This window comes from Agrobacterium salinitolerans, from assembly GCF_027498475.1.
Taxonomy (GTDB): Bacteria; Pseudomonadota; Alphaproteobacteria; order Rhizobiales; family Rhizobiaceae; genus Agrobacterium; species Agrobacterium salinitolerans.
On record NZ_JAPZLN010000001.1, the window covers coordinates 1,209,413 to 1,235,302 of the forward strand.

Below are 25,890 nucleotides of genomic sequence, written 5' to 3' on the forward strand. Positions count from 1 at the left end.
ATGCTGGGCAGAACGGCAAACGGGCTCTACTGGATGTTCCGGTACATCGAGCGCGCTGAAAACATCGCCCGGCTGATCGATGCGGGCCTGCGCGTTTCATTGACGCGCAGCGGCAGCGGCGATGAGGACTGGGATGGCGTGCTGCAAAGTGCGGGCGTGCGCGAAGCCTTTCTCGAAAAGCAAGAGAAGGTGACGACGGCGGATGCGATCGATTATCTGCTTCGGGAAAAATCGAACCCTTCCAGCGTCATGTCCTGCATAGAGGCGGGCCGCAACAACGCCCGCATGGTGCGCACGGCGCTGACGCGCGAGACATGGGAAGCCACCAATGAATTCTGGATCGAGCTGAAGAATATCCTCGGCCGCAAGCTCAACCACGCGGAACTGCCGCAGACAATCGATGTCATCAAACATCGCGCCGGTCTGGTGCGTGGCGCCTTCCACGGCTCGATGCTGCGCAACGATCTTTACAATTTCTCCCGCATTGGCACGTTCATCGAGCGGGCGGACAACACGGCGCGCATTCTCGACGTCAAATATTACGTGCTGCTGCCGGCGGTCGCCCATGTGGGGTCGTCGCTGGACAATGCGCAGTGGGAATCCATCCTGCGTTCGGTCTCGGCGCACCGTTCCTATGGCTGGGTCTACGATGCGGAATACAAGCCGGCCAATATTGCCGACTTCCTCATTCTCAATGGCCGCATGCCGCGCTCGCTGGCCTATTGTTATGAAAAGATCGCCAGCAACCTCAACCATATAGCCGAGGATTACAGCGAGAGGCACAAGGCGCATGACACGGCGGAAAGCATTCGCGACAGCCTGCGCGCGACCACCATCGCCCGGGTCATGGACGAGGGCCTGCACGAATTTCTGGAGAGGTTCGTCAACCGCAACGGCCAACTGGGACAGGAAATCACGGAAGGCTACCGCTTCTATCAATAAGCGCGTGGACGGGGACAGCTTATGCGTCTGAAAATCACCCATACGACGGAATATGTCTATGACGAGCCGATGCCCTATGCGTTGCAGCGGCTGCGCCTGACGCCGCAGACCGGCCCGGGCCAGACGGTGGAAAACTGGGATGTCTCGGTCGATGGCGCCACCGTCGAAGTGGCCTATGACGACCATTTCGGCAACCGCGTTGCGCTGGTGGAAACCGAAGGCCCGCAAAAGCGGGTGAAGGTCGTGGCAAGCGGCACGGTGAGCACACAGGACAAGGCGGGCGTGTTCGGACACCACATCGGCAACGCACCGCTCTGGCTTTTCCTGCGCGAGACGCCGCTTACCAAACCGGGAAAGCTGGTGCGCGAACTGGTGAAGGTGAGCGCCGGCGACAGCGAGCTGGCCCGCCTGCACGACCTCATGGAAAATATTCACCGCAAGGTGGAGTATATGCCCGGCGCGACCGATATCGAAACCACGGCGGAAGCGGCGCTGGAAGCGGGCAAGGGCGTCTGCCAGGACCATGCCCATATCCTGATTTCCGCAGCCCGGCTGATGGGCCTGCCCGCGCGTTATGTTTCCGGTTATCTGATGATGGAAGAGGTGGAGGAACAGACCGCCACCCACGCCTGGGCCGAGGTTCATCTTCAGGGGCTGGGCTGGGTGGGCTTCGACGCTGCCAACAATATCTGCCCCGATGACCGTTACGTCCGCATCGCATCCGGCCTCTGCTACCGCGATTGCGCGCCTATATCCGGTATGCGCGTCGGCCCTGCCGGTGAGACCCTGAATGTGTCGGTCACCGTGCAGCAATCGCAGGGCCAGAGCCAGTCGCAAAGCTGAGACCATGGTTGCCAAGGACGACGATACAATCGGCTTTTATACGGGTAACGCCGCAGCCTATACCTCGCGCGGGCAGGCGGCAGATCGCCCGCATCTGGAAACATTCCTGGCGCGGCTTCACGAGGGTGCAAGCATTCTCGAACTGGGATGCGGCGGCGGGCAGGACAGCGAATTCATGCTGGCCGCCGGTTACGATGTCCACCCCACCGATGGAACACCTGAAATCGCCAAAGCGGCGCAGGCCCGGCTCGGCATTCCTGTCCGGACATTGCTGTTCGAGGATATCGACGAGCGTGAGCGATATGACGGCGTCTGGGCCAATGCCTGCCTGCTGCATGTGCCCCGCCCTGCCCTGCCGGGCATTATCGGTCGCATCCACATCGCGCTGAAACGGGGCGGCGTTTTTTACGCCAGCTTCAAGGCGGGAGAAGCGGAAGGCCGCGACATGTTCGGCCGTTATTACAATTACCCTTCGAAGCCCTGGCTTGAAGACGTTTACGGCCAGTTTGGCTGGGCGATGGTGGAGATCGAGGCAAGGCAGGGCAGCGGTTACGACCAGCTCCCGACCGCATGGCTGCATGTGACGGCAACGAAACTCTGATCCGACGCGACAAGTTGGCGGTTGCGAAACGCCGTCCCACCCGGTTTAATCCCCGCATCGATTTGAAAGCATGATCCGGCTTCCACCCACGGGAGGAAAGTCGGCCGGGAGACGGCATTGTACAGCATTTCCGACTATCGCGACTGCCAGTCGCATGGACCCATCATAGCAGAAAGGGTCTGGACGGCCTGGTGGCAGGATAGCGGCCTTCAGGTGGGCGACGTCGCCGAGCACCTGAAGGACATGACCAACCCCCATGCGCTGCCCACCGGCTTTGTCGCCCATGACGGCGGCGATTATGTCGGCTCCTCCTTCCTCATTCATTGCGACCTGGAAGAGCGTCCGCAATATCTGCCCTGGGTCGCAGCCCTGTGGGTGGAAGAAGACCGTCGGCGCTCGGGCGTGGCGCGAGCCTTGTTGCAGGCCGCGACGCAAAGGGCGGCCGAACTTGGCCACGACACCAGCTATCTCTGCTGCCAGCGGGGACTCGAAGACTATTATGTCAACTGCGGCTGGACCGTTCTGGAACGTGGCGTCGGCAAACACGATCTGACGGTGCTGACCTACAAGACGTGACGCCGCCTGCTATTTGCCCATCATTCGCCACCGCGTCTGAACCATCGGAGGGACCATGCGACCGCCAGCAGCCATCATGGAAACCGCAATTTATGTGGACGATCTCGATGCCGCCGAAGCCTTTTACCGGGATGTCTTCGAGCTGGAGATCGTCCGCAAACTGCCCGGGCAATTTGTGTTTTTCAGATGTGGGCAGCAGATGTTGCTGGTTTTCGATCCCGAGAAGTCGCGCAAGGCTGATCCAGAAAATCCCATTCCCCGCCATGGCGCGGTAGGCGAAGGCCACTTCTGCTTTTATGCGAAAGACAAACAGGACGTGGAAGCCTGGAAGACGCGTTTTGAAGCATTCGGAATCCCCATCGAACATTACCACCGCTGGCCGAATGACAGCTATTCCGTTTATATCCGCGACCCTGCGGGCAACTCCGTGGAAGTTGGCGAAGGCAAGCTATGGGGAATTGAACAGGCCTGACGACAACAGGAGACAATCGTGAAGAACATTTTTGTGGTGACGCACCCGCAATCCTTTCACCACATCGAAAACAAGGTTGGCGGCTGGTATGATACCGAACTGACGCCGCTCGGCAGAGCCGGTGCGGCAGCGGCGGCCGCCAGGCTGGCGACGCTGGTTGGCGGCGAGCCCGTGGAAATCTTCAGCTCCGACCTGCTTCGGGCCTCACAGACGGCCGAGATCATCGCCGAAGGCTTTGGTCAGCCGATCGAGCTCACGCGGGACTTGCGGGAAATGAGCTACGGCGAAGCCGAGGGTATGCCGCAGCAATGGCTGGACGACCGCCAAATCCCGGCACCGCACCATAATCGTCTGGATCACCGCGGCGGCATAGCCGATGGCGAGACCCGGCGCGAATTCGCCGAAAGGGTATATCGGACCGTAAACATGATCATCGCGCGGCCATGCGCCACGCAGATCATCGTGACCCATGGCTTCGCTCTAACATTCGTCATCGCGGCATGGATCAAGATGCCGATCGACAGCGCCGGTTATGTCAGCTTTCCGGCGCGCCCCGGAAGCATCACGCATTTGAAGGAAGACGATTACTGGCAGAACCGCGCCGTTGTTTCATTGGCGGACGTTTCGCATCTGGAGGATTTTGCCCCACGGTAACCTGACGCAGACAATATGACTTGCGTCATTCCGGCCTTGTGTGGACGAATGGAGGGAGCAATAGCTCCCCCCATCATTCGCAAAGATGGCCTGCAGATCATATCTGCCGAACGCTGATCTCTTCTTCCGCGTCAACGGCCAGCGGATTCTTCAGAGGCAGGCCGAAACCGGCGGCTTCGATTTCGAAGACGTCGCCCGCTTCCGGTTTGATGCCGTCTGCGAAGGAGAGCGTCGCGGTGCCGAACATATGCACATGAACGTCACCGGGGGCGCGGAACAGGCCGTATTTGAAGTGGTGATATTCGAGGTTCGCGAAGGTATGGGACATGTTGTCCTCACCCGAAACGAAGGGCTTTTCGAAGATGACCTTGTCGCCGCGACGGATGCGCGAAGTGCCGCGAATATCCGACGGCGGGGCGCCGACGCGGATTTCCGGGCCGAAGCTTGCCGGACGCAGCTTGGAATGGGCGAGGTACAGATAGTTGATCCGCTCGGTAACGTGATCGGAAAACTCGTTCGACACGGCAAAACCGATGCGCACCGCTTCACCCTTGTCGGAAATCACGTAGATGCCGGCCATTTCAGGCTCTTCGCCACCATCGAGCGCGAAGGATGGAGAGGTGAGCGCCGCACCCGGTGCTGCCGCCACATCGCCGTTGCCCTTATAGAACCACTCGGGCTGAACGCCCTTTTCGCCAGCCTTGGGCTTGCCGTTTTCCAGACCCATGCGGAACATCTTCATGGAGTCCGTCAGGCTTTCTTCAGCCGCTTCCGTGGTCTTCTTGTGCATGCTGTCGCGGGTCGCGGCCGACCCTAGATGGGTAAGGCCGGTGCCGGTCAGATGCAGATGCGCCGGATCGGGATGGGTGATCGGCGGCAGGAAACGACCTTCGGCATAAGCCTTTTCAAGATCGACGGCATCGCCGAGACCATGGGCGGAAATGACGTCGGCAAGGCTCTTGCCGCCATTGGCGGCTTCCATGGCAAGCGCGTAAACCGACGCCGCACCCTTGACGGCGTGCGCCTGCCCGCCTTCTTCGCGAACCGCTACGGTGATGTTGCCGCTGGCATCTTTGATCTGTGAAATGAGCACGGGATTTCCTTCCTCCGGCGCTAGGCGCCTTTATCTCTTCTAAGCGGCGCCTTGCGCCTGCATCTTATGAAAGTGGCCGGAAACCGGCCACTTTTTTGACTGCGATAGGGGTTGGGCCGATCAGCCCTTGTTCTTGTTGTAGACGTCGAAGAACACGGCGGCGAGCAGCACGAGGCCCTTGACCATCTGCTGGAAGTCGATGCCGAGGCCGACGATCGACATGCCGTTGTTCATGACACCCATGATGAAGGCGCCGATGACTGCACCGGTGATCTTGCCAACGCCGCCGGATGCCGAAGCGCCGCCGATGAAGCAGGCCGCGATGACGTCAAGCTCGAAGCCCACGCCGGCCTTCGGCGTCGCCGAATTGAGGCGGGTCGCGATGATCATGCCGGCAAGACCCGCCAGCACGCCCATGTTGACGAAGGTGAGGAAGCTCAGGCGTTCGGTGTTGATACCCGAAAGCTTGGTCGCCTTCTCATTGCCGCCCATGGCGTAGACGCGGCGACCGATGGTGGTGCGACGTGTTACGAAGCTATAAAGCGCGATCAGAACCAGCATCACGATCAGCACGTTCGGCAGGCCGCGATAGGTGGAAAGCTGGTAGCCGAGGAACAGGATCGCGGCCGCAATCAAAAGGTTCTCGGCGATGAAGAAACCGAAAGGCTCGACATTGATGCCGTGCTTCACGTTCACCACGCGGCGACGCCATGCGAGATAGAACATGACGACCGTAATCAGTATCGTCAGGATCATCGAGGTGGTGTTGAGACCTTCAATGCCGCCGATGTCAGGCAGGAAGCCGGTGCTGATGATCTGGAAATCGGCAGGGAACGGGCCGATATTCTTGCCGCCAAGCACAAACAGCGTCAGGCCGCGAAACACCAGCATGCCCGCCAGCGTCACGATGAACGACGGAATACGGTGATAGGCGATCCAGTAACCCTGGGCAGCACCGATGATGCCGCCGATGACAAGACAAATCAGCGCCGCCAGAAACGGGTTCATACCCCATTGCACGGTCAATATGGCGGCTATCGCGCCGACAAAGGCGACGATGGAGCCGACCGAAAGGTCGATATGCCCCGCCACGATGACGAGCAGCATGCCCAGCGCCATGATGACGATGAACGAGTTCTGCAGGATGAGGTTGGTCAGGTTCACAGGGCGGAACAGGATGCCGCCGGTGTAGAACTGGAAGAAAACCATGATGGCGACGAGCGCGATCAGCATGCCGTATTCGCGGATATTGGAGCGAATATAGGACGTGACCGAGACGACGTTACTTTCTTCGTTTGTTGTGTTTGCCGAACTCATGAGTTCTTCTCCCCTGAGCGCATGATAGCGCGCATGATGCTTTCCTGGCTCGCCTCTCCCTTCGGCAATTCAGCGACGATGCGGCCTTCGTTCATGACGTAGATGCGGTCGCAATTGCCGAGCAGTTCGGGCATTTCCGATGAGATCATCAGAACGCCTTTGCCGTCGGCAGCGAGCTGGTTGATGATGGTGTAAATTTCGTATTTCGCGCCGACATCGATACCGCGGGTCGGTTCATCGAGGATCAGGACATCGGGATCGGAGAACAGCCACTTGGAGAGCACGACCTTCTGCTGGTTGCCGCCCGAAAGATTGACCGTTTCCTGGAAAATGCCTGAAGACCGGATGCGAAGACGCGTGCGAAAATCGCTCGCCACCTTCATTTCCTTGATGTCGTCGATGATGCTTGCATTCGACACACCGGCCAGATTGGCAAGCGTGGTATTGTGCAGGATGTTGTCGTTGAGCACGAGACCGAGATGCTTGCGGTCTTCCGTCACATAGGCAAGACCGGCATCGATCGCCTTGCGCACGGTGCTGACGTCAACGGGCTTGCCGTCGATCAGCACCTCGCCACTGATCTTGTGACCATAGGACTTGCCGAACACGCTCATGGCGAATTCGGTGCGCCCGGCACCCATCAAACCGGCTATGCCAACGACTTCTCCCTTGCGCACGGTCACGTTGATATCATGCAGAACCTGGCGGTCGCGGTGCTGCTGGTGATAGGCGTTCCAGTTCTTAACTTCGAAAATGGTCTCGCCGATCGGCACGTCGCGCGGCGGATAACGATCTTCGAGATCGCGCCCCACCATGTTGCGGATGATGACATCCTCGCTGATTTCTTCCTGGTGGCAGTCGAGTGTCTTCACCGTCATACCGTCGCGCAGCACGGTGATCTGGTCGGCCACCTTGCGCACTTCGTTGAGCTTGTGGGTGATGATGATCGAGGTCATGCCCTGCTTGCGGAATTCCATCAACAGGTTCAGCAGCGCCTCGGAATCGCTTTCGTTGAGCGACGCCGTCGGCTCGTCGAGGATAAGCAGCTTCACGCTCTTCGACAGCGCCTTGGCGATTTCGACCAGCTGCTGCTTGCCGACGCCGATATCGGTGATCAGCGTCTCCGGCGATTCCTTCAGGCCCACCTTCTTTAAAAGTTCGCGGGTGCGGTTGAAGGTCTGCTGCCAGCTGATGACGCCATTCGTGGCGACTTCGTTGCCGAGGAAGATGTTTTCTGCAATCGACAGGAGCGGTACGAGCGCCAGCTCCTGGTGAATGATGATGATACCAATATCTTCGCTGTCGTTGATGGCGCGAAAGTTTCGCACTGCGCCTTCATAGTGGATTTCGCCCTCATAGGTACCGGCGGGGTAAACACCGGAAAGGACCTTCATCAAGGTCGACTTCCCTGCGCCGTTCTCACCGACGAGTGCGTGGATCTCACCCTCTTTAACCTTGAGGTTGACGTTCTCAAGCGCTTTCACGCCCGGAAACGTCTTGGTGATGTTCCGCATTTCGAGAATGGTATTGGCCATATCGCAATCCAGCGCCCGATTAATTCAGGCGTTTTTATTTTTATGGAAAAACGGGGATGACGCCAAGCCATCCCCGCATGTGTGTCGAGCTTATTTCAGCTGATCTTCGGTGTAATAACCACCATCGACGAGAACCTGCTTGTAGTTCTCCTTGGTCACGGCCACCGGCTTCAGCAGGTAGGACGGAACAACCTTGACGCCATTTTCATAGGTCTTGGTGTCGTTTACCTCAGGCTCCTTGCCTTCCATGACAGCGTTGACCATGTTCACGGTCACCTTGGCGAGTTCGCGGGTGTCCTTGAAGATAGTGGAATACTGTTCGCCGGCAATGATCGACTTGACGGAAGGAACTTCAGCGTCCTGACCGGAAACGACCGGCAGCGGCTGGTCCTTCGTGCCATAACCAACGCCCTTCAGCGAGGAGATGATGCCGATGGAAAGACCGTCGTAAGGCGACAGGACGGCGTCAACCTTGGCGTCGGTGTAATAAGCCGAAAGCAGGTTGTCCATGCGGGCCTGGGCCGTCGCCGGGTCCCAGCGCAACGTACCGACCTTGTCCATGCCCATCTGGCCGGACTTCACGACAAGCTTGCCGCTGTCGATGTATGGCTGGAGAACCGACATCGCGCCGTCATAGAAGAAGAAGGCGTTGTTGTCGTCCGGAGAGCCGCCGAAGAGTTCGATGTTGAACGGACCCTTGCCGTCCTTCAGACCGAGCTTGTCGACGATCGAAGTCGCCTGCAGAACGCCGACCTGGAAGTTGTCGAAGGTCGCGTAGTAGCTGACGTCGCCGCTGTTGCGGATAAGGCGGTCATAAGCGATGACCTTGATGCCCTGCTCGCCGGCCTGCTTGAGGACGTCCGACAGCGTCGTGCCGTCGATCGATGCGATCACGAGGACCTTGACGCCCTTGGTGACCATGTTTTCGATCTGGGAAAGCTGGTTCGGAATATCGTCATCGGCATATTGCAGATCGGTCGTGTAACCGGCTTCCTGCAGCTGCTTTACGATGTTGTTGCCGTCGTCGATCCAGCGTGCGGACGACTTGGTCGGCATGGCGATACCAACGGAACCCTTGTCCTGCGCGAAAGCCGGCGCTGCGAAAGAAGCAGCACCGATGGCACAAGCCGCCATCAGCGAAATAATGGACTTCATAAACTCTCTCCCTTGAGCCCTTCTCTGGAGCCCGCATGCTGCGGTGCACCATGAAATTCATGCCGTCAGAGGAAGAAGCCGCATCGCGCTCACTCCGATTTCGCAATTGCGAAATGGAACAGCTGCCGCTCCTCCCCGGCATTCCGCAAATTGTTCTGAATCCATATAACTGTCAAATAGAATAAATCAGTTTCCATATATCAATTATGATATATTAAATCGATACAAAAACCGATGAGGGGTATAAAACGACGAATGAACAACCTAAAAGTGTATGAGCAAGCGCAAACAACAGAGGCCCTTTTCGTCTTTGAAGACAACCCCTTGCTGCGGGCCGGATTGAAGATGAGCCACCTGCGCATGCTGGTCATGATCGAGGAACACGGACAGGTGAGCGCGGCCGCCGCGGCCATGAACATGACGCAGCCTGCAGCCTCGCGCATGCTTTCGGAAATGGAGGCGATCGTCAAATCACCCCTCTGTCAGCGGGCGTCGCGCGGCGTGGTGTTGACGAAATTCGGCGAGGCGCTGGCGCGCCGGGCGCGCACCATATTGCTGGAGCTGCGCGAGGCGAGCCGCGAACTGAACCAGATGAAATCCGGCAGCGGCGGCTCGGTCTATATCGGCGCCGTCACTGCACCGGCGATCAGCCTCGTCGTTCCCGCCATAAGGCGCGCCATGGACACCTATCCCGGCATCGAAATCAACGTGCAGGTGGAAAGCAGCAACGTGCTGGCCCGCGAACTGCTGGCGGCCCGCCACGATTTCATCATCGGCCGCATTCCCGACGATTTCGATCCCGGCCTCTTTTCCATCCATGAAATCGGCATAGAACGCGCCTGTCTGGTGGTGCGCGAAGGTCACCCGCTGCTTCAGGGCGCGCCCGTGACCTTGCAAGACCTTTCCGGCTACGACTGGGTCTTCCAGCCGCCCGGCGCGCTTTTACGCAGAACCATGGAAGATGTGTTCCTTACCCACGGCGTCGCCATGCCGCGCAACGTCATCAACACGCCATCCGTGGTGCTCACCCTTGCGCTTGTCTGCAACACGGACGCCATCGCCCCGATTGCCCAGGACATGGCCGAATTCGTTACCGGCCAGCAGGCGGATATCGGCCGAACCCGAATATTGCCGACGGATTTCGAGCTCGTTGTTAAGCCCTACAGCATCATCACCACCAAGGGCCGTGTTTTGCCGCCCAGCGCCCGCCTGCTTTACGATCTGGTTCTGGATGAAAGCCGCAAACTGACCACCACATGACGAGATGGCAAGCCCGACTCCACCTTCATCCCCTATGAAGGCCGGATCATTGAGGCCGGCGCAGGGAACAGCCGCATGCTCTTCGGACAATCCGTTTTCCAATCGGTCGTCGAAAGACTGAAACAGGAGGAGGAAGAACAAGGCGCGGAGCCTTCACCGCCCGCCGGCCACCGTATTGCCGGTTTCAGCTCGGGGTTCGTTGTCGATACCCAGATAGAAGCGCCACCGCCCGCGAACGGTAATCTCGATGCCTATCTCGCCTTCCTGGCCGACCCCGCGCCGCCGCCGGAACCGGAGCAGGAACCCGAACCGGAACCGATGCCGGCTCATCTCGAAAAGACGTCGCTTGCCGATGTTTCGGTGGAACTGGCGATCCACGACGCGGACACGGCCGCAACGCTTGCGGAGAAGCGTCGCGCCTTTGCCCGCCTCAATCATCCCGACCGGGTGAAACCGCAGTTCCGGCACAATGCGACGCTGCGCATGACGGCTGCCAATCTCCTGATCGACCAGGCGATAAGGATGCTGCGGGCGCGGGAGCATTTCCGGTAAAAGTGACGGACGGCCTTATCCTGCAAGATACCTCAAACGAAAGATAGAAGGCGCTTCAGCCCGCATCGTTCTTGTCGGCGGGCGCGCTTTCGGCGGCGTGCTCATTCGTGCCGTCCCCGCTTTTGGCGGCATCGCTAGCGGGTTTGAACTTCAGCAACAATTCATAGGCCGCATAGGCCCCGATGCCGGCAACGATGGTTCCCCAGAAAAACTCGCGATTGACGAATTCGATGACGGCCCATGCGGCGCAAAAGCCGACGATGAGCAACCGGACCCACAAGGGACGATAAAGCGGATGACTCGTATCGATATTCAGCATGGCGTTCCCGTCCCGGGCCTCTCCAGTCGATCGCATGATTGCGGTTCCACGCCCAACGGCGTGAAGATGCTTACGCGTCTTGGCGGTTTCACAGGAAAATTGCAACGCAATTCAGCCCCGCCGCCGATCAGGCTCGCGTGAAAGACCAGCGCAGCAAGATCGTCACCGGCGCCGCAGACATGGGAAGACAGGAATATCTGCAAACCAGGCCGCACCTTGCGGCTGCCTGCGCCATTGTGACCCATCGCTCTCTTCGAATGTCAGTCGCGCAGGCGTCCGAGCAGCGCCAGAAGCTGATCGCGGGCCTTCTTGCCGCCGATCCTGTCGATCAGCTTGTCCTCACGATCCCGCCAGGTGTTGGAAAGCCGGTCGAGAAGGTTGCTGCCCTCCTCCGTCATGTCGAGGAAGTGAACGCGCCTGTCCTCTTCCGATTTGCGGCGGACGAGTAATCCCTTCTCTTCCATGCTGTCGACGATGGCGACGAAATTGGCGCGCTGTATGCCGAGCGCTTCGGCCACATCGCTCTGCTTGAGACCCGGATTGCCGCCGACGATGACGAGAACGGAAAAATCGGCCGGCCGCAATCCCTGCTCCGCCAGCACATCGGCAAAACCGTTTGCCACGGCAAGTTGCGAGTGCCGCAAATGATAGCTGATCGCAGTCGTCAGCAACCCATAGTCGATAGCCGTGATATGCGCCGCTTCCGCGCTGCCGTTTTCGGCCTTTTCCGTCCGCGGCCCGTTGCTGTGTGCCAATCGCAAAGCCATCCGATCCCCCGCCTGATTCGTTCCTTTACCTTGCCGAAATCATAACCGACAACGTCGCGAAACTGTATCCCAAATAAATGTAGATGATACTAATATTGTATAATAATTTGACAGTTAATCGCCGACGACGCAAACCCTGACACCAGATCGCCACGCGGCGAGCAAAATAAGTATGACTATTTACCCGCCAATTTTGAGGGGATAAAACCGCTTCCCGAGCCGCTTTTGAAAGGCGTTGACCTCATCCGAGCACCTCTTCATGAAGGCGGCAAAACAGCGTTTCGACCCGGCAATAACATACTACTTATAAGAGAAACCCCGTTCCAACAAAAAACAATACGTCAAACGACGCATCGCCCCGCCACCGCGCAAAGGGCGGCGGCCGCCGCGAAACACGCCCCACAACGAGTTCCGCCCAAAAACAGACAACGTTTCGCAAAACTCTGATTTTTAGACATTGATGCGCAAACAAAGCTGGGGTATGAACCAACCGCTGCACGCGATTCAAGCGTGACCGCTGCACCCGTAGCTCAGCTGGATAGAGTGTTGGATTCCGATTCCAAAGGTCACAGGTTCGAATCCTGTCGGGTGCGCCATTAAAATCAATGTCTCGTGTCCAGACCGGAGACATAGGTAACAGTTTGTACCTAAGACATAGGTGACAATCTCGTGCCGAACGGATTGTCGATTGTTTGCAGCGTTCTCTGTTCCAGGTCGATATATCCTAGATCGTAATGCATGAAGCTGACGAGCCAAATGCCGTCTTCCACCTCCTTTAATCCCAGTTTCTGTCCGGCCAGTACGGTCGATATATTGATCTTCTTGCGAAAGAGGCAGGCGCGTCCGCAATTGGTGACGATGATGTCTCGATCATGGAAGGGATAATCGATCTCCGGCAGGCCAAGGTAGGGGCGCAAAGAGGCGGTATAGAGATCAGCAGGCACTTTCATGCTGATCGCCTCATGCGGCCTCTCGCCATTGAATTCGCTGACGAATGCATCAAAGCGTACCTGTTGCTGGAGAAGGCTACGTTCGGGTGGGCGAGTTGCCTCCTTCTTCAATGTCAGATGCATACGCTCATGCCGGCCGTTCTGCTGTGGATGGCCCGGTTTGATGCGCTCGATCGCTATCCCAAGCCTCAACCAGAAAACCGACAGCTTCGACAGATTGTACAGCCCGTTTGGTGAGGCAAAAGGTAGCCCGTTGTCCGAGCGTATCGCCTGAGGCAGGCCATGTTCGGCAAACAGGCGGCGGAAGGCTTCGATCACGGCTTGCTCTCGTGTCGATTCGAAGGCTTCGCAAGCCAATAGATAGCGGGATGCCTGATCGGTTACGGTCAAAGGGTAACAATAACGGCCATCCCCAAGTTTGAACTCGCCCTTGAAGTCGGCGCACCACAGATCGTTGGCATTGACGGCTTGCGACAGCGTGGTGCCCATGGCCTTGTTTGCCCGGTTCCTCTTGCGGGCCTGGCGCACAAGGCCATGGCGGTCGAGCACCGCATGTACGGTGCTGCTCGCCGGAATACGGACGTCGCCAGCGAGCTTTTTCACCAGCAGTTCGCGGATCTTGCGCGCACCCCAATGAGGCTTCTCCTTTTTGAGGCGCACGATCATTGCCTCGACGGGATCGGGGAGTTGGTTGGCGTAGCGCACCGGACGCCGGGAGCGGTCCGTCAGAGCTTCAAGCCCGTCGTCCTTGTAGCGATAGAATATCTTGTAGCCGGTCTTGCGCGATATGCCGAAGTCCCGGCACACCTCGCTCATTCCTTCGCCCTCCAGCAAACGGGCGACAAAGCGTAGACGTTCTTCCATAACCGAAGTCTCTCTCCACGGCATCAACACCTCCCGCAAAGCGAAAAGTGTTACCCATGTCTCCGGTACAAAACGTCACCTATCTCTCAAGTCGGACACAACTATTTATTGATTTTCGAGCAACCAAGCATGAAGCCTTGAGCAGCTTGCTCTTCGATACGCTTGGAAGCAAACGTTTCTGAGGCCATGGCACAAGCAATTTCAGACATCCTCATAGGGCTTCAGGCAACATCGCTGATCGCACATTCACTGTACGAGCTCGTGCTCGACACAGCCGATGGGTCGCATCTGCCCGAAGCCCGCCGTGCTCCAGGCGACATTGAGAACATTCTTCACTTTTTTGGAGATCAAGCTTTTTAATTACATAATCGCATCGCTCCCGGTCAGGGCGGGTTTCGCCTCCACCTCGTCTTCGGCAAGGCTGGCGTTTGCCTGCAGGTGCAGGCCCATGACCGCGACGAGGAGAAAAAACCAGACGAAGCCCGAACTGAGCAAGAACAGCGTTTCCAGAAAGCCGTAGAGCAGGACATAAAGCCAGACGCCGACATAAAGCCGCGTCAGGGGGCTATTGCGCGTGGCCTCATCCATTTTGCCGAGATAGTGAAGCGGCAGCAGGAAAATCCACATTAGCACCAGCCCAAACCCCGGGACGCCGCCCGCAAGCAGCAGGTCGAAATACCCATTATGCGAATCCGGCGCGGTCGTCGCCCAGGTGTTGTTCTCGGTGAAACTCGACATCAGGGCGTCGCTGCGCCAGAAGGCCTGATAGCCGTATCCGAGCAGCGGGCTTTGACGGATGTAATCGATGGCGACGGTCCAGATATCCCGTCTGCCGGTAAAGCTGGCATCGAGCCCCAGCTTCGTCAGCATCTGCGAAAAGACGGGATCGACCGTGGTGCCGACGGTCACGAGCGCGAAAACCGCCAGAAACAACGTGACGACAGGGTAGCGCCAACGGGGCCAGCGCAGGATGAACCAGCCTGTCGCAATGATGATAGGCATCAGGCCGAGCGCGGTCTTGCCGCCTGACTTCACCAGAAAGAGCAGCGACAGCAACAGCACCGACAACCCGCCGATGAACGACCAGCGCTTGCAGAGATAAATACCGACGATGATCAAAACCGCCATGACCGAGGCGGCCTCGTTCTTATGGCGGAAAACCCCGCGCCAGTCCCCTGCCAGCAATGGCTCCAGCGCATCGCTGGCCTGATGGATCGAGCGTGAGGGCAGCACGATGATTCCGAAATAGCACAGGAACAATATGATCAGGGTGCATGCGGCAAGCAGCGTGGTAAAATGCCGCTCGGTGCGCGGCAATTGCAGGAAGCCGCCGGCAAGCACGCAGATGATGGCGCACATGGCAAGCCGCCGCAGCGAAAACGCCGGCGCCTCGCCCATCAGCGAGGTGAAAACAAACCAGCCGAAAACCGCCGCCATCAGCAGACGCGGTGAGAAGACGAGGGAAAACGAACGCTCCTTCGCCATGAACGCCAAGAAACTGAAAAGCAGAATGATCGCGGTAAGCTGGTTCAGCAGGTTGGACCCTGCCGCCATGGCGGATCCCTGATAGGTCGAAGAAAGCGAAATATAGGGCGAGAAGCCGACCGTGAAATAAAGGAACGTCACATAAAACAGTGTATTCCGCCAATATCCACGCGCCTGTTCTTCGTGCGCTGCAGCCATAAGGGGGGCTTCTCTGTCTTTTTCCATGCGTGCCACATCGTACCCGATGCTTCATTGCGGTACCATGAGTATCCCGCCAAAAACCTATTTTTTAGTTATTCCGAATTCACGGATGAATAGCAATTCCTGTGCACGGCCTCGCCTATCTGCCGCTCGATCAGGTTCGGCCGCATCTGGATGCAGGCCGATCGATGCGGGTGCCCGGCAAGTTTACGCCCGACCTGCCGGGCTATCACCTCTATTATCCCTGCCGACGGCATCCATCCGCCGCCTTCAGCCTGTTTGTCGAGACCCTGCGGTTTCGGGGGTAAGATTGAAGAGCTCCGGATGAAACGATCCGGCCCGGGCTGCGTCAAAAAGACCCTGCACGAGGGCATAAAATGGCGTTGTTGAAGCAGTGGTTTTAAGGTAGCCCTACCCTCGATAGATTGTGTCAAGTAACAGACTGGAAATACGAAAATGATGGATTGGGATTGGGTAGATTTGTTTCCCTTAGTCTTCTTTCCTTTCAAGATTCTCGTGCTGGGCACGGGCATGTTCTTCGCCATCAAGTGGCATCACGATCAAGCAAAGAAAGAAAAGGACCCCAGCGGGCCGTGAGTGTCCGCCGGTCGGGTTCGGACTTCACCAATTGAATGTTTTCCCGCTTGAGCCGGCGCCGACCCCCATGGCGCTGGTTGCGGATGCGGATGATCTGGCTGTCGCGAAAATATTGCGTTTCACACGGTGGACATCGATTTCGCCAGAACGGCTTTCCATTGCGCCGCATCGCCGTTGAACGCCGGCGGTGATGTCTCCCCGCCGAAACGCATGCTGGAAACGGACCGCCGCTCAGAACTCCCGCCAGTCGCCTTTTGTATCGACGGCGGCATTGCCCGAAAACGCAGAGGCGATCTTGCGACCCAGCGCGCGGACCGGGGATGCCACATATCTGTCGTTATCGCCTGCGCTGCGAACCGGCGCAGGCTGGTTTTTCGGCTGCTGGGTGCCGTCGGCGAGCCGAAACTGGGAGAGCAGCTGGTTGAGCGACGCCACTTCCTTGGCGAGGCTGTGGCTTGCGGCATTGGTTTCTTCCACCATGGCCGCATTTTTCTGCGTGTCCTGGTCCATCTGGTTGACGGCCGTATTGATCTGCTGAAGACCGGAAGACTGCTCCTGCGCGGCCTCCACAATGGAGACGACGTGCCGGTTGATCTCCTGAACTTCCGAAACGATCGTTGCCAGCGCCTTGCCGGTGTCGCCCACCAGTTGAACACCCTGCTGCACCTGGTCGTTCGAGGTGGTGATCAGCGCCTTGATCTCTTTGGCCGCGCTGGCGGAACGCTGCGCAAGCTCACGCACCTCCTGCGCAACGACGGCGAAACCCTTGCCGGCCTCACCAGCGCGGGCTGCTTCCACGCCCGCATTCAGCGCGAGCAAATTGGTCTGGAAGGCGATTTCGTCGATCACGCCGATGATGTTGCTGATCTCATTGGCGGATTTGGCGATCTGCTCCATGGCGACCACGGCGCGGCGCACCACCTGGCCGGATTGTTCGGCACCCGCCTTGGCGCGGCTGACGATCTGGCCCGCCTCCTGCGCGCGCTTGGTGGAATCCCTGACCGTCGTGGTGATTTCTTCCAGAGCGGCGGCGGTTTCCTCCACGGCCGCGGCCTGCTGCTCGGTGCGCTTGGCCAGATCGTCGGCAGCAGACTTGATCTCGTCCGCACCCGCGCCGATGCCGCTGGCGTTCTGAGCCACCTTGGTCAGCGCCGCCTGCAGCTTTTCAGCGGACATGTTGAAATCGTTACGAACGGCGTCGAGCGTCGCGGTGAACGGCTGGCCGATGCGATAGGAAACATCGCCTTCCGAAAGCTTCGAGAGGCCGGCGGCAAGATTGTCGACGGCGAATTTGACGTCGGCGGCTTCCCTTGCCTTCTGCTGTTCCCGCTCGATACGGTCTTTCTCCGAGAGGGTGCGATTGGCATCTGTTTCCTGTTCGAGACGAATGCGCTCAATAGCGTTTTCCCGGAAGACCTGCACGGCTTTCGCCATCTGGCCCACCTCATCCCGACGCGCCATGCCATCGATCTCCGTGGCCGTCTCGCCGCCGGCAAGCGATACCATGCGCTCGCGCAGGCGGGCGATCGGGGTGGTGATGCCACGGGACGCCACGAACAGCGCCAGAATGATACCGACCGCAAAAGCGATGCCGACAATCACCAGCGAGGCCATGATGGTCGAATTGGTCTGATCCGTCAGTTGGGTGCTTCCCTTGACGACACCCTTGGCAAGCTTGTCCAAGAGGTCGGCGATATCACTTCCGACCGAGCGGATTGCAACATCGGCCTTTAGCAGTTCCGCAGCGGATTCTTGGTTGCTGTTGGCAGAGCCAAGTTCCACAGCCTTATCGGTAATTGCAATAATGCCCTGAACTTGCCCCAACAACCTGTCCACCGTCGCGGCCTCTTCCGGGAAAATGGCTTTGACATTGTTCAGGCGCGATATCAAATCTCCCTTGTCTCTCTGATATTCCCGCATGACGATCTTGAAGTCGGGAGCCTTCGCATCGTAGGCCATGACCTGATAGGCGCCATAGGCCATCGCCTCCAGATTGCGATTTGCGCGGGAAAGCTCCACCAGCGCGGCACTGTCAGTAGCGATAAAGAAAGAATAAGCCGTGTCCGCTTGCTTGTAATGGGTGGACATGTAAGCCGTGGCGCCAAGGCCGACGATGCAGAGCGGGAGAATGAGTGACAGGATTTTGGTGCGAATACTGGCGTTTTGAAGAAAAGACACGGAAAGCCTCACGTCATTAAAAACCGCTCCTTCCCCGTGCCGGAGGTGTTCGGCAAGACTGACATTGCACGTCAAGCGCCCCGATCATCGAGGCTTCGCTAGCCGCATCATAGGCTCTGGTCGCATCTGCATCATGCATGCGCCGCAGAAAGCAGCCCGTCCCCTCAAATGCGGGGAGGCCGCTTCCCGCGTTGGCGCGGCGACCCGCCAGCAGGCGGAAACGCCGGGCCTAATTTCCGGGAAAAAGCGAAAGCATGCGAGCTTTCAGCCGTCACCATCGATTTATTTTACAGTAAAATGATTATAATCAAAAACTTTACAATTCCTTCATGCCGTGGCGGGCAAAACCCGCGTGTTTTTTGCCCGTCGAAGACCGGTCGTCAGTCGCCCGGCGTGAAGGGTCGCGCCCTTCGCATGAGCGTCCATCGTTGCAAAATGGCGGCCATGACGGCAAGTCCTGCCATGGCGGCGAATATCGAGGCGATGTCGCGATAGGCGGCGGCAAAACCGAAGCGGGCAATCCATGGCTGGCTTGCCAGCGGCGAGATGAAATGCCCGAGAAACATCGAGGCGGTGACGATGCCGGCGATACGCCCGCGCAGTCTGAGCGGTGCCAGCAAGATGGTGGTGGACATGATGCCCGGCATCACCAGGCCGAGGCCAAACCCCACCACCGCAAGCGATGACAGCAAGGCAACCAGCCCTTCGGCCCTGGCAAGCAGCGCAAAACCCGCCGCCATCGACACCAGCCCGACGGCAATGATGGCGGTGACGGTGACCCTTGCCCGCAATCGTCCGAAATTGAGCGCCGCCAGCGCCCCTGCCAAATTGAAAATGCCGATGGCGTATCCCGCAATGCTACCGGAAAACACCCCAAGCTCCCGCAGGAAAAACGGCAGCTGCGAGGGAATGGTGTAGAACAGGGCATTGACGAGAAACACCGCCAGCGCCAGCACGCCCACCAGCAGCCAGTTGACCGCAAAATCCCGTTCGCCTCCGGCCTTGACAGCGCCATCGTTCCTCACCGGCTCCGTCAGAAAGAACAGGGCTGCCGGCAGAATGAGCAGGGCGACGGCATAGACCGCGAAGGGCGCGCGCCAATGCAGATCCGCCAGCAAACCGCCCGCCACCACAAAAACCACACCGCCGATCTGGGTAAAGGCCTGTTGCAGGCCGAGATAGCGCTCCCGCGCCGAACCTTCGAAATAATCGCCCACCAGCGCCGTGCCGATCGTCATGATGGCGCCGATCGCCAGCCCCAGAAAAGCGCGCCCGACGAGCAGGCCGACAAGACTTTCGGAAAAAAGGCCGGACATGCCGGAAAAGCTGTAAAGCAGGATCGCGCCGAGCAGCAGTCGCTTGCGGCCGAAGCGATCCGCCAACACGCCGGCGACCGGTGCACAGAGCGCCACGAACACCGATGGCAATGTCAGCACCATGCGGCTCATGATCTCAACATCAGGCGTCGACAGGAAGCTCTGTTCGATGGCGGGCAACGAGGGCGCGACCGTGGTTCCGGCCATGATGGTGAGTGTGGCAACGAATAGCAGCGTGAGCTTCAACGCCTTGGAATTCTCGATCATGGAACGTCCTTAGATAGTGTTCCATGCACTGATAATTCCTCAACTATGGTTGAGGTCAATAGCCGCAGACAAAAAAGCGGCCGGCCTTTCAGCCCGCCGCATTCATTCCCGATAGTGCGTTAAAAGCCGCCGACCGCGTCAGGCGGCCGCGCGCCGCAATGCCGTTGCCACCTTGTGGATATGGGCTGCACCGATGCCGCAGCAGCCGCCGATCATGGTCGCGCCCGCATCCGCCCAGGAGCAGGCAAAACGGGAATAGACATCGTCTGTCAGGTCGGCGCGGGTGCCGTGCAGGCCTTCATTGGCGGCAGAATCGCCCTGTTCGCCTTCAAAGGCATTGGCATAAACGCCGATCTCGAGCGAAGCACCCTTGTCCGCAAAGACGGCGGAGGCGGTTTCGACGGCGGCTTTCATGATTTCCGGCTTGCTGCAGTTGAACAGCAGGGCGGCAGCACCCGATTGCGCCGCCCATTCGGCAGCAGCCTTCACCGTTTCGCCTGACCGTAGCGCGGGTTCGCCACCGGCAACCGCAGCGGCGTCATCGTTGAGCGTAAAGGAGATCCAGAACGGCTTACCCGTTGCGGCAACGGCTTGCCGCACCGCCTCGCCCTCGGCGATCAGGCTCAGCGTCTCGCCGAGCCAGACATCGACTGAAGGAGCGAGATTGTCGACCAGCACCTTGAGATAGTCCTGCACCCGGCCCGCATCGAAATTCTGCGGCTCATAGGAGCCGAAAATCGGCGGCAGCGACCCGGCCACCAGCACATCACGGCCGGAAGCATTCGCCGCCTCGCGCGCCAGCCTGCCGGAAAGGGCGATCAGCGAGGCGCCATCCTTCTGGAAACGCTCTTCGCCGATGTGGAAGGGCACCAGCGCATAGGAATTGGTGGTGACGACATCGGCACCGGCCTTGATGAACTCCGCATGCACCTGCCGCACGATATCGGGGGAATTGATCAGCGCCAGCGCCGACCATTCCGGCTGTTTCAGCTCGGCGCCGAGCCGCTGCAATTCGCGGCTCATGCCGCCGTCGAGGATACGGATAGTGCCCATGGTGATACTCCTTGAATGTTTACCGCCGGACCGGCACCTGCCGTTCGACAAGGCCGAAACAGCGGGCGATGATGGCGGTGAGAATGAGATAAAAGACGGTGACGACGATCAGCGGCTCATAGACCAGAAGCGTATCCTGCCGCACCTTGTAGGCGACGGCGTAGAGGTCCATCACGGTGACTGTAAAGGCAAGCGGCGTTGCTTTGAGTTGCATCACCACCTCGCCGGCAATGGTCGGCAGCGCGATACGGATCGCGCGCGGCAGCCAGATGCGGCGAATGAGGGTAAAGCGGCCCATACCGAAAGCCCTACCCGCCTCCAGCTCGCCTTTCGGCACCGCCAGCAGCGCACCGCGCAGCACCTCCGCCTCATAGGCCGCATAATTCAGCGTGAAGCTCACGGCCGCGAAGAAGAACCCTTCGCGCAGCACCGGCCACATAAAACTTTGCCGGAGGCCTGGGACCATCGGCAGAAGCGAGCCGACGCCGTAATAAAGCAGCCAGAGCTGGATGAGCAGCGGCGTTCCGCGAAAGAAGGTGCAATAGCCCCGCGCCAGAATTTTCGTCACCCGCCCGCCGCTGACCTGCGCGAAGGCAAGCCCGATGGCGAGCACGAAGCCGATGCTGACGGAGATGACGAGCAGCGCCAGCGTCTGCCAGGCACCGGATAAAAGCAGCGGCCAATATTTGGCGACCCAGGAAAAATCCATGCCGTTCCCCCTTACGCCAAAGCCGGCTGGCCGCGCCGCACCCGGCGTTCCAGCAGCGAAAAGACGAGATTGGAGACGAGCGTGATGGCGAGATAGAGAAATGCCGCCGCGAGGAAGAACAGGAAATATTGCTTGGTGCTGGCGCCTGCCAACCGCGTCGCGAGCGCCAGTTCCTGATAACCGACGACGGCCACCAGCGCACTGTCCTTGGTCACCGCAAGCCAGAGATTGGCAAGGCCCGGCAGTGCATTCGGCAGCAGGGCCGGCAGGACCACGCGGCGGAAACGCAGGAACGGCGACATGCCGAAGGCGCGCGCCGCCTCGATCTGCCCGCTCGGAATGGCAAGGATCGCGCCGCGCAGCACCTCTGTCATATAGGCGCCCTGCACGAAACCCAGAACTGCAACGGCGGCAACGAAACCGTTGACCTCCAGCGGCGGCATGCCGGCGAGCAGCAGCAGCCGGTTGAGACCGTCCGTCCCGGCATAATAGAGCCCGACAATGAGGATCAGTTCGGGAACGGCGCGGATGGCCGTGGTGTAGAGATTGAGCAGCAGGCCGAGCGGCCTGTTGCCCGAAAGCTTGCCGAGTGCGCCGGCAAGCCCGATGACGATGCCGATGAGGTAAGCACCGGCGGAAATGGCAAGCGTCGACGCCGCACCCTTCAAAAGGGTGCCGCCCCATCCCGGAGGATAGGGTGACAGCAACTGCAACGTGGTTTCAAGGCTTGCCATCGATGTGACCGATCAGGGCTTGCTGCCGTAAATATCGAAGCTGAAATACTTCTTGGTGATTTCGTCATATTTCCCGCTGGCGCGGACGGCGGCGAGAGCGGCGTTCAGCTTGGTCTTCAGTTCCGTATCGTCCTTGCGCAGGCCGCCGGAAACGCCAAGACCAAGGATTTGCTTGTCGTCGGCCACATTGCCCATGTCGGCGCAGCAATCCTTGCCGGCATCGCTCTTCACGAAGGCATCGAGAACCAGCGAGTCACCGAAGACGTAGTCGATACGGCCGGCGGCCAGATCCTGAAACGCCTCGTCCAGCGTCTGGTAGGTCTTTTCGTCAGCGACATCAGCGAAATATTTCTTGTAATATTCAGACTGGATGGTCGCGACCTGAATGCCGATGGTCTTGCCCTTGACGTCCTCGGCCGTCGCACCCGCCTTTTCACCCTTGGCGCCGATCAGCTTGCTCGGTGTGTTGTAATATTTGTCGGTGAAATCGATCACCTTCTGGCGCTCTTCCGTGTTGGACATGGACGACCAGATGACGTCGAACTTCTTGGTCTGCAGCGCCGGGATCAGGCCATCCCAGGATAGCTCGACGATCGAGCATTTTTCCTTCATTTCCGCGCAGACGGCGTCCATGAGATCGATTTCCCAGCCCTGCCACTTGCCGGTAGCGTCTTTGGCGAAGAAAGGCGGGTAGGATTCGTTCATGATACCGAAGCGGACATCGGCGCTGGCGGTGAAGGCGGAAAACGCAAATGCCGTTCCGGCAAGCAGCGTAGCGAAGAATTTCATTTAAAGTCTCTCCTGTTGAATACGAACTGTCAGGCAAAAGGGTCAATTGGCCAGCGCGCCGGTGAATTCACGACACCGGGCGCTTGTGGGGTTGCCGAACACCTGCGCCGGCGGCCCCGCTTCCTCCACCCTACCCTGATGCAGAAACACGACTTGCGAGGAAACATCCCGCGCAAAGCGCATTTCGTGGGTGACAAGCAGCATGGTGCGGCCTTCCTCGGCCAGATCGCGGATGACCTTCAGCACTTCGCCCACCAGTTCCGGGTCAAGCGCCGAGGTGGGTTCGTCAAACAGCATCACCGCCGGTTCCATGCAGAGCGCGCGCGCAATGGCGGCGCGCTGCTGCTGTCCGCCGGAAAGGAACGCCGGATAGGCGTTTTTCTTGTCATAAAGCCCGACCTTGTTCAGCAGAGCCTCGGCTTTTTCGACCGCCTCCTGCCGCCTGACGCCCAGAACGTGAACCGGCGCCTCGATGACATTTTCGAGAACGGTGCGATGGGCCCAGAGATTGAAATTCTGGAACACCATGCCAAGCCCGGTGCGCAGTTTTTCCACCTGCCGCCAGTTTTTCGGCACGGCCTTGCCGTCACGACCGGTTCTCGTGGCGATTTCCTCGCCATTGACGATGACGCGGCCGCGATCCGGCGTTTCGAGAAAGTTGATACAGCGCAGAAAGGTGCTTTTGCCGGAACCGGAGGACCCGATAATGGAGATCACATCGCCCTTGTGGGCCTGCAGCGAAACGCCCTTCAAAACTTCATGCGTGCCGAAGCTCTTGTGGATGTCATCCGCCTCGAGCGCACAGGCGCCTTCATCTGTCATCGATTGACCTTGCCGATCCGTTTTTAGTGCCGCCTCGCCAATAGCCAGGGTCTCGCGGTGCGACGTGCACAATAACAAAGACTTGAGCCGCGCATGTTTAGCGAAAATAGCAACAGACGCGCGCAACAATCGGCTCTTTTACATATTTGCAACGAAAAATCATTTCAAAATATCACCTTGGACGAACAACAGCGGAAACCTGTGCGTCTGGGGATGTCGGAGCGACGCCCGCTCCTGGCCCTGTCCGGTTCCCCTCCGTCTTTCTCCACAATGGCCGGCCCGCCAATGCGATTTTTTTGGTTATCCGCGATGCACGAGGAGATAGCGCCGTGAACGCACGCTTTGCCCTCGGGAAATCAAAATCGGGAGACAAAAATCAAGACAGTCATTTCCAAAATTTAAACTTCGACACCCAAAAAAGCATCCGCAAAAAATGATCCACATTTCATCCACCGGTTGCTTATGGGAGTATATTTTGTTAACCTCGAATAGCGCAGGATTATAAATCCAACTTGTTGATATAAATGTGATTTATCTTCAATTCGATATTTCACACCCGAGCGGATCGCAGGTTTTATATCTATATTAATACATTAAAATATACGCTGCCTATGGTTGATTTCATCTATGCGCAAAAGCTTGGGGGCCGACGGTGGACGTTCCGATACACACCAAAATGGACGACGGCGATAGTGGTCAGTCGCCACAACGCCCGGTTCAGCCAGGTGTCTCCGGCGTTCGCCCCATGCGCAGGGATGACGTGCCCGCCGTCGAAGCCGTCCTCAACAGCGCTTTCAGGAAGACCGGGCAGGAGCGCAATTTCGACTTCCGCTCTTATATAGAAAAACTGTTTTTCGGCAGTCCCGCCTTCAGCCCGGAAAACGGCAGCGTTGTCTACGACGCCGGGGAAAACGGGGTCACCAGCGTCATTCTCGCCGTGCCCATGCGCTTCGTTGCGAATGGAAAAACGATTACCGCCCGGCTGCTTTGCGCCTTCGCATCGGACGGGAAACGCGGCGCGCTCGGCGCGGCGCGCCTGTCCCGCGGCATGCGGGCATCCAAACACGACATGTTGTTCTCGGATACGGCTTCTCCTGTCAGCGCCGATCACTGGGTGGCGACCGGCGGCGACATGCTGCCGATTGAAAGCCTGCAATGGCACAAGGCGCTCAAGCCCTTCTGCACCATAGCGTTGCGCATGCCGCGCCGCTCGAAACTGGCCAAAACCACGCTGGCGCTCGCCGCGCTTGGACTTGTGGATGGAATCCTGCGGCGGTGGAAAAAGGGTCTGAGGCCGCAGGAGGCCGCTGGTGCCAGGGTGAGAACCGTGGATTACGAAACCTTCCGACGCAGCGCGCTCGCGATGATCGAGCGTTTTTCCATCCGCCCGGAATGGTCTCAAAAAGAGTTCCACTGGCTGATAGAGATGAGCAAGGCCAATGAAAGCCTCGGCGAACTGAAAAGCGTGATGATCGAGAATGCCGAAGGTCACGCCATGGGCGCCGCACTGTTTTTCGGCCAGCGGGGAAGAACGGCCTATGTGCTCAATCTCGTCTGCGATGCCGGCTGCGAAAACGATGTACTCAACACCCTGTTCCGCCATTTCGATGATGAAAACTATGCCCATGTCACCGGCATGGCGCAGCCCTTTCTCATCAACGCGCTTTACCGCCAGAACCACATGAGCTTCCGCCACGACGGTTATTTCTGCATGGCGACGCGCGATGACGCGCTGAGGGAAAAGGCGCTGGGCGGCGACATCTATATTGGCGGGTTGTGCTCGGAAAGCTGGAGCAAACTCATCACCGACTATTGAGGTTCCTGCCCGGCCCCGGAGCG

The 25,890-nt window shown here is 58.7% G+C and carries 25 protein-coding genes and 1 tRNA gene; 11 read left to right on the top strand and 15 right to left on the bottom strand.

The window, feature by feature from the left end; translation table 11 throughout:
* From O9X91_RS05855 to O9X91_RS05880, 6 genes are all read left to right on the top strand, one after another.
* Window positions 1-942, top strand: a complete 942-nt coding sequence (locus O9X91_RS05855; RefSeq protein WP_077981493.1) for an alpha-E domain-containing protein — start codon at window positions 1-3, stop codon at window positions 940-942.
* Window positions 943-963: 21 nt separating this feature from the next.
* Window positions 964-1,785: a transglutaminase family protein gene (locus O9X91_RS05860; RefSeq protein WP_077981492.1), complete on the top strand. Its 822-nt coding sequence runs from the start codon at window positions 964-966 to the stop codon at window positions 1,783-1,785.
* 4 nt (window positions 1,786-1,789) lie between these two features.
* A complete protein-coding gene (locus tag O9X91_RS05865; RefSeq protein ID WP_191218307.1) occupies window positions 1,790-2,386 on the top strand; it encodes a class I SAM-dependent methyltransferase in 597 nt (198 codons plus the stop codon).
* Window positions 2,387-2,503: 117 nt separating this feature from the next.
* Window positions 2,504-2,962, top strand: a complete 459-nt coding sequence (locus O9X91_RS05870) for a GNAT family N-acetyltransferase (RefSeq protein ID WP_142911790.1) — start codon at window positions 2,504-2,506, stop codon at window positions 2,960-2,962.
* A gap of 55 nt (window positions 2,963-3,017) precedes the next feature.
* Window positions 3,018-3,434 (top strand): VOC family protein, encoded by a 417-nt coding sequence (locus tag O9X91_RS05875; RefSeq protein ID WP_269826904.1) that lies wholly within the window; start codon window positions 3,018-3,020, stop codon window positions 3,432-3,434.
* Between the two features lie 18 nt (window positions 3,435-3,452).
* Window positions 3,453-4,088, top strand: coding sequence for a histidine phosphatase family protein (locus O9X91_RS05880; protein ID WP_269833977.1), 636 nt, complete (start codon window positions 3,453-3,455; stop codon window positions 4,086-4,088).
* Between the two features lie 97 nt (window positions 4,089-4,185).
* On the opposite strand, the gene araD1 is transcribed toward O9X91_RS05880, so the two are convergent.
* The 4 genes from araD1 to chvE all read right to left on the bottom strand — a co-directional run bounded on the left by araD1 (window position 4,186) and on the right by chvE (window position 9,188).
* On the bottom strand, window positions 4,186-5,181 hold the full coding sequence (gene araD1, locus O9X91_RS05885) for a 2-keto-3-deoxy-L-arabinonate dehydratase AraD1 (RefSeq protein ID WP_269833976.1): 996 nt from the start codon (window positions 5,179-5,181) through the stop codon (window positions 4,186-4,188).
* 120 nt (window positions 5,182-5,301) lie between these two features.
* Window positions 5,302-6,498 (bottom strand): sugar ABC transporter permease GguB, encoded by a 1,197-nt coding sequence (gguB, locus tag O9X91_RS05890; RefSeq protein ID WP_077981486.1) that lies wholly within the window; start codon window positions 6,496-6,498, stop codon window positions 5,302-5,304.
* Window positions 6,495-8,033 carry a sugar ABC transporter ATP-binding protein GguA gene (gene gguA, locus O9X91_RS05895; protein WP_077981485.1) on the bottom strand — a complete coding sequence of 513 codons (1,539 nt, stop codon included), beginning with the start codon at window positions 8,031-8,033 and terminating at the stop codon, window positions 6,495-6,497. The genes gguB and gguA overlap by 4 nt, the downstream gene beginning before the upstream one ends.
* Window positions 8,034-8,123: 90 nt before the next feature.
* A complete protein-coding gene (chvE, locus tag O9X91_RS05900; protein WP_077981484.1) occupies window positions 8,124-9,188 on the bottom strand; it encodes a sugar ABC transporter substrate-binding protein ChvE in 1,065 nt (354 codons plus the stop codon).
* Window positions 9,189-9,443: 255 nt separating this feature from the next.
* Between chvE and O9X91_RS05905 the strand changes: the two genes are divergently transcribed.
* Both O9X91_RS05905 and O9X91_RS05910 read left to right on the top strand, forming a co-directional pair.
* Window positions 9,444-10,448: a LysR family transcriptional regulator gene (locus tag O9X91_RS05905; RefSeq protein WP_089153201.1), complete on the top strand. Its 1,005-nt coding sequence runs from the start codon at window positions 9,444-9,446 to the stop codon at window positions 10,446-10,448.
* 75 nt (window positions 10,449-10,523) lie between these two features.
* Window positions 10,524-11,000, top strand: a complete 477-nt coding sequence (locus tag O9X91_RS05910) for a hypothetical protein (RefSeq protein WP_191218311.1) — start codon at window positions 10,524-10,526, stop codon at window positions 10,998-11,000.
* 55 nt (window positions 11,001-11,055) lie between these two features.
* On the opposite strand, the gene O9X91_RS05915 is transcribed toward O9X91_RS05910, so the two are convergent.
* Window positions 11,056-11,319 carry a hypothetical protein gene (locus O9X91_RS05915; RefSeq protein ID WP_077981480.1) on the bottom strand — a complete coding sequence of 88 codons (264 nt, stop codon included), beginning with the start codon at window positions 11,317-11,319 and terminating at the stop codon, window positions 11,056-11,058.
* Window positions 11,320-11,579: 260 nt separating this feature from the next.
* Window positions 11,580-12,086, bottom strand: a complete 507-nt coding sequence (locus O9X91_RS05920; protein ID WP_077981479.1) for a MarR family winged helix-turn-helix transcriptional regulator — start codon at window positions 12,084-12,086, stop codon at window positions 11,580-11,582.
* Window positions 12,087-12,605: 519 nt separating this feature from the next.
* On the opposite strand from O9X91_RS05920, the gene O9X91_RS05925 reads away from it, so the two are divergent.
* A tRNA-Arg gene (locus O9X91_RS05925) sits at window positions 12,606-12,682 on the top strand.
* A gap of 51 nt (window positions 12,683-12,733) precedes the next feature.
* Here the strand turns inward: O9X91_RS05925 and O9X91_RS05930 are convergent.
* Both O9X91_RS05930 and uppW read right to left on the bottom strand, forming a co-directional pair.
* Entirely contained in the window at window positions 12,734-13,924 is a 1,191-nt protein-coding gene (locus O9X91_RS05930) for an IS481 family transposase (RefSeq protein WP_269834263.1), read from the bottom strand.
* A 336-nt stretch (window positions 13,925-14,260) separates the two neighbouring features.
* Complete coding sequence (uppW, locus tag O9X91_RS05935) at window positions 14,261-15,583, bottom strand: Wzy-type polysaccharide biosynthesis protein UppW (protein WP_269824461.1); 1,323 nt, start codon at window positions 15,581-15,583, stop codon at window positions 14,261-14,263.
* 459 nt (window positions 15,584-16,042) lie between these two features.
* On the opposite strand from uppW, the gene O9X91_RS05940 reads away from it, so the two are divergent.
* Window positions 16,043-16,183 (top strand): hypothetical protein, encoded by a 141-nt coding sequence (locus O9X91_RS05940; protein ID WP_103036226.1) that lies wholly within the window; start codon window positions 16,043-16,045, stop codon window positions 16,181-16,183.
* 231 nt (window positions 16,184-16,414) lie between these two features.
* On the opposite strand, the gene O9X91_RS05945 is transcribed toward O9X91_RS05940, so the two are convergent.
* The 7 genes from O9X91_RS05945 to O9X91_RS05975 all read right to left on the bottom strand — a co-directional run bounded on the left by O9X91_RS05945 (window position 16,415) and on the right by O9X91_RS05975 (window position 24,051).
* The gene (locus O9X91_RS05945; protein ID WP_269834221.1) at window positions 16,415-18,361 is read right to left on the bottom strand and encodes a methyl-accepting chemotaxis protein; all 1,947 of its coding nucleotides are present in this window, start codon (window positions 18,359-18,361) and stop codon (window positions 16,415-16,417) included.
* A 380-nt stretch (window positions 18,362-18,741) separates the two neighbouring features.
* Entirely contained in the window at window positions 18,742-19,944 is a 1,203-nt protein-coding gene (locus O9X91_RS05950) for an MFS transporter (protein WP_269834220.1), read from the bottom strand.
* A gap of 138 nt (window positions 19,945-20,082) precedes the next feature.
* Window positions 20,083-20,997 (bottom strand): homocysteine S-methyltransferase family protein, encoded by a 915-nt coding sequence (locus tag O9X91_RS05955; RefSeq protein ID WP_269834219.1) that lies wholly within the window; start codon window positions 20,995-20,997, stop codon window positions 20,083-20,085.
* 19 nt (window positions 20,998-21,016) lie between these two features.
* On the bottom strand, window positions 21,017-21,706 hold the full coding sequence (locus tag O9X91_RS05960; protein ID WP_142913663.1) for an ABC transporter permease: 690 nt from the start codon (window positions 21,704-21,706) through the stop codon (window positions 21,017-21,019).
* 11 nt (window positions 21,707-21,717) lie between these two features.
* Window positions 21,718-22,440, bottom strand: coding sequence for an ABC transporter permease (locus O9X91_RS05965; RefSeq protein ID WP_142913662.1), 723 nt, complete (start codon window positions 22,438-22,440; stop codon window positions 21,718-21,720).
* Between the two features lie 12 nt (window positions 22,441-22,452).
* Window positions 22,453-23,229 (bottom strand): transporter substrate-binding domain-containing protein, encoded by a 777-nt coding sequence (locus tag O9X91_RS05970; protein ID WP_137410828.1) that lies wholly within the window; start codon window positions 23,227-23,229, stop codon window positions 22,453-22,455.
* A gap of 42 nt (window positions 23,230-23,271) precedes the next feature.
* Complete coding sequence (locus O9X91_RS05975; protein WP_269834217.1) at window positions 23,272-24,051, bottom strand: ABC transporter ATP-binding protein; 780 nt, start codon at window positions 24,049-24,051, stop codon at window positions 23,272-23,274.
* Window positions 24,052-24,796: 745 nt separating this feature from the next.
* On the opposite strand from O9X91_RS05975, the gene O9X91_RS05980 reads away from it, so the two are divergent.
* A complete protein-coding gene (locus O9X91_RS05980) occupies window positions 24,797-25,867 on the top strand; it encodes a GNAT family N-acetyltransferase (RefSeq protein ID WP_162520570.1) in 1,071 nt (356 codons plus the stop codon).
* Window positions 25,868-25,890 lie beyond the last annotated feature (23 nt).

Excerpts from the sequence above, each read along its gene's own strand:
- O9X91_RS05855 (WP_077981493.1), top strand. The coding sequence starts at position 1 with ATGCTGGGCAGAACGGCAAACGGGCTCTACTGGATGTTCCGGTACATC.
- O9X91_RS05860 (WP_077981492.1), top strand. The coding sequence starts at position 964 with ATGCGTCTGAAAATCACCCATACGACGGAATATGTCTATGACGAGCCG.
- O9X91_RS05865 (WP_191218307.1), top strand. The coding sequence starts at position 1,790 with ATGGTTGCCAAGGACGACGATACAATCGGCTTTTATACGGGTAACGCC.
- O9X91_RS05875 (WP_269826904.1), top strand. The coding sequence starts at position 3,018 with ATGCGACCGCCAGCAGCCATCATGGAAACCGCAATTTATGTGGACGAT.
- gguB (WP_077981486.1), bottom strand. The coding sequence starts at position 6,498 with ATGAGTTCGGCAAACACAACAAACGAAGAAAGTAACGTCGTCTCGGTC.
- gguA (WP_077981485.1), bottom strand. The coding sequence starts at position 8,033 with ATGGCCAATACCATTCTCGAAATGCGGAACATCACCAAGACGTTTCCG.
- chvE (WP_077981484.1), bottom strand. The coding sequence starts at position 9,188 with ATGAAGTCCATTATTTCGCTGATGGCGGCTTGTGCCATCGGTGCTGCT.
- O9X91_RS05905 (WP_089153201.1), top strand. The coding sequence starts at position 9,444 with ATGAACAACCTAAAAGTGTATGAGCAAGCGCAAACAACAGAGGCCCTT.
- O9X91_RS05910 (WP_191218311.1), top strand. The coding sequence starts at position 10,524 with ATGCTCTTCGGACAATCCGTTTTCCAATCGGTCGTCGAAAGACTGAAA.
- O9X91_RS05915 (WP_077981480.1), bottom strand. The coding sequence starts at position 11,319 with ATGCTGAATATCGATACGAGTCATCCGCTTTATCGTCCCTTGTGGGTC.
- O9X91_RS05920 (WP_077981479.1), bottom strand. The coding sequence starts at position 12,086 with ATGGCTTTGCGATTGGCACACAGCAACGGGCCGCGGACGGAAAAGGCC.
- O9X91_RS05930 (WP_269834263.1), bottom strand. The coding sequence starts at position 13,924 with ATGCCGTGGAGAGAGACTTCGGTTATGGAAGAACGTCTACGCTTTGTC.
- uppW (WP_269824461.1), bottom strand. The coding sequence starts at position 15,583 with ATGGCTGCAGCGCACGAAGAACAGGCGCGTGGATATTGGCGGAATACA.
- O9X91_RS05940 (WP_103036226.1), top strand. The coding sequence starts at position 16,043 with ATGATGGATTGGGATTGGGTAGATTTGTTTCCCTTAGTCTTCTTTCCT.
- O9X91_RS05950 (WP_269834220.1), bottom strand. The coding sequence starts at position 19,944 with ATGATCGAGAATTCCAAGGCGTTGAAGCTCACGCTGCTATTCGTTGCC.
- O9X91_RS05955 (WP_269834219.1), bottom strand. The coding sequence starts at position 20,997 with ATGGGCACTATCCGTATCCTCGACGGCGGCATGAGCCGCGAATTGCAG.
- O9X91_RS05960 (WP_142913663.1), bottom strand. The coding sequence starts at position 21,706 with ATGGATTTTTCCTGGGTCGCCAAATATTGGCCGCTGCTTTTATCCGGT.
- O9X91_RS05965 (WP_142913662.1), bottom strand. The coding sequence starts at position 22,440 with ATGGCAAGCCTTGAAACCACGTTGCAGTTGCTGTCACCCTATCCTCCG.
- O9X91_RS05970 (WP_137410828.1), bottom strand. The coding sequence starts at position 23,229 with ATGAAATTCTTCGCTACGCTGCTTGCCGGAACGGCATTTGCGTTTTCC.
- O9X91_RS05975 (WP_269834217.1), bottom strand. The coding sequence starts at position 24,051 with ATGACAGATGAAGGCGCCTGTGCGCTCGAGGCGGATGACATCCACAAG.
- O9X91_RS05980 (WP_162520570.1), top strand. The coding sequence starts at position 24,797 with ATGCGCAGGGATGACGTGCCCGCCGTCGAAGCCGTCCTCAACAGCGCT.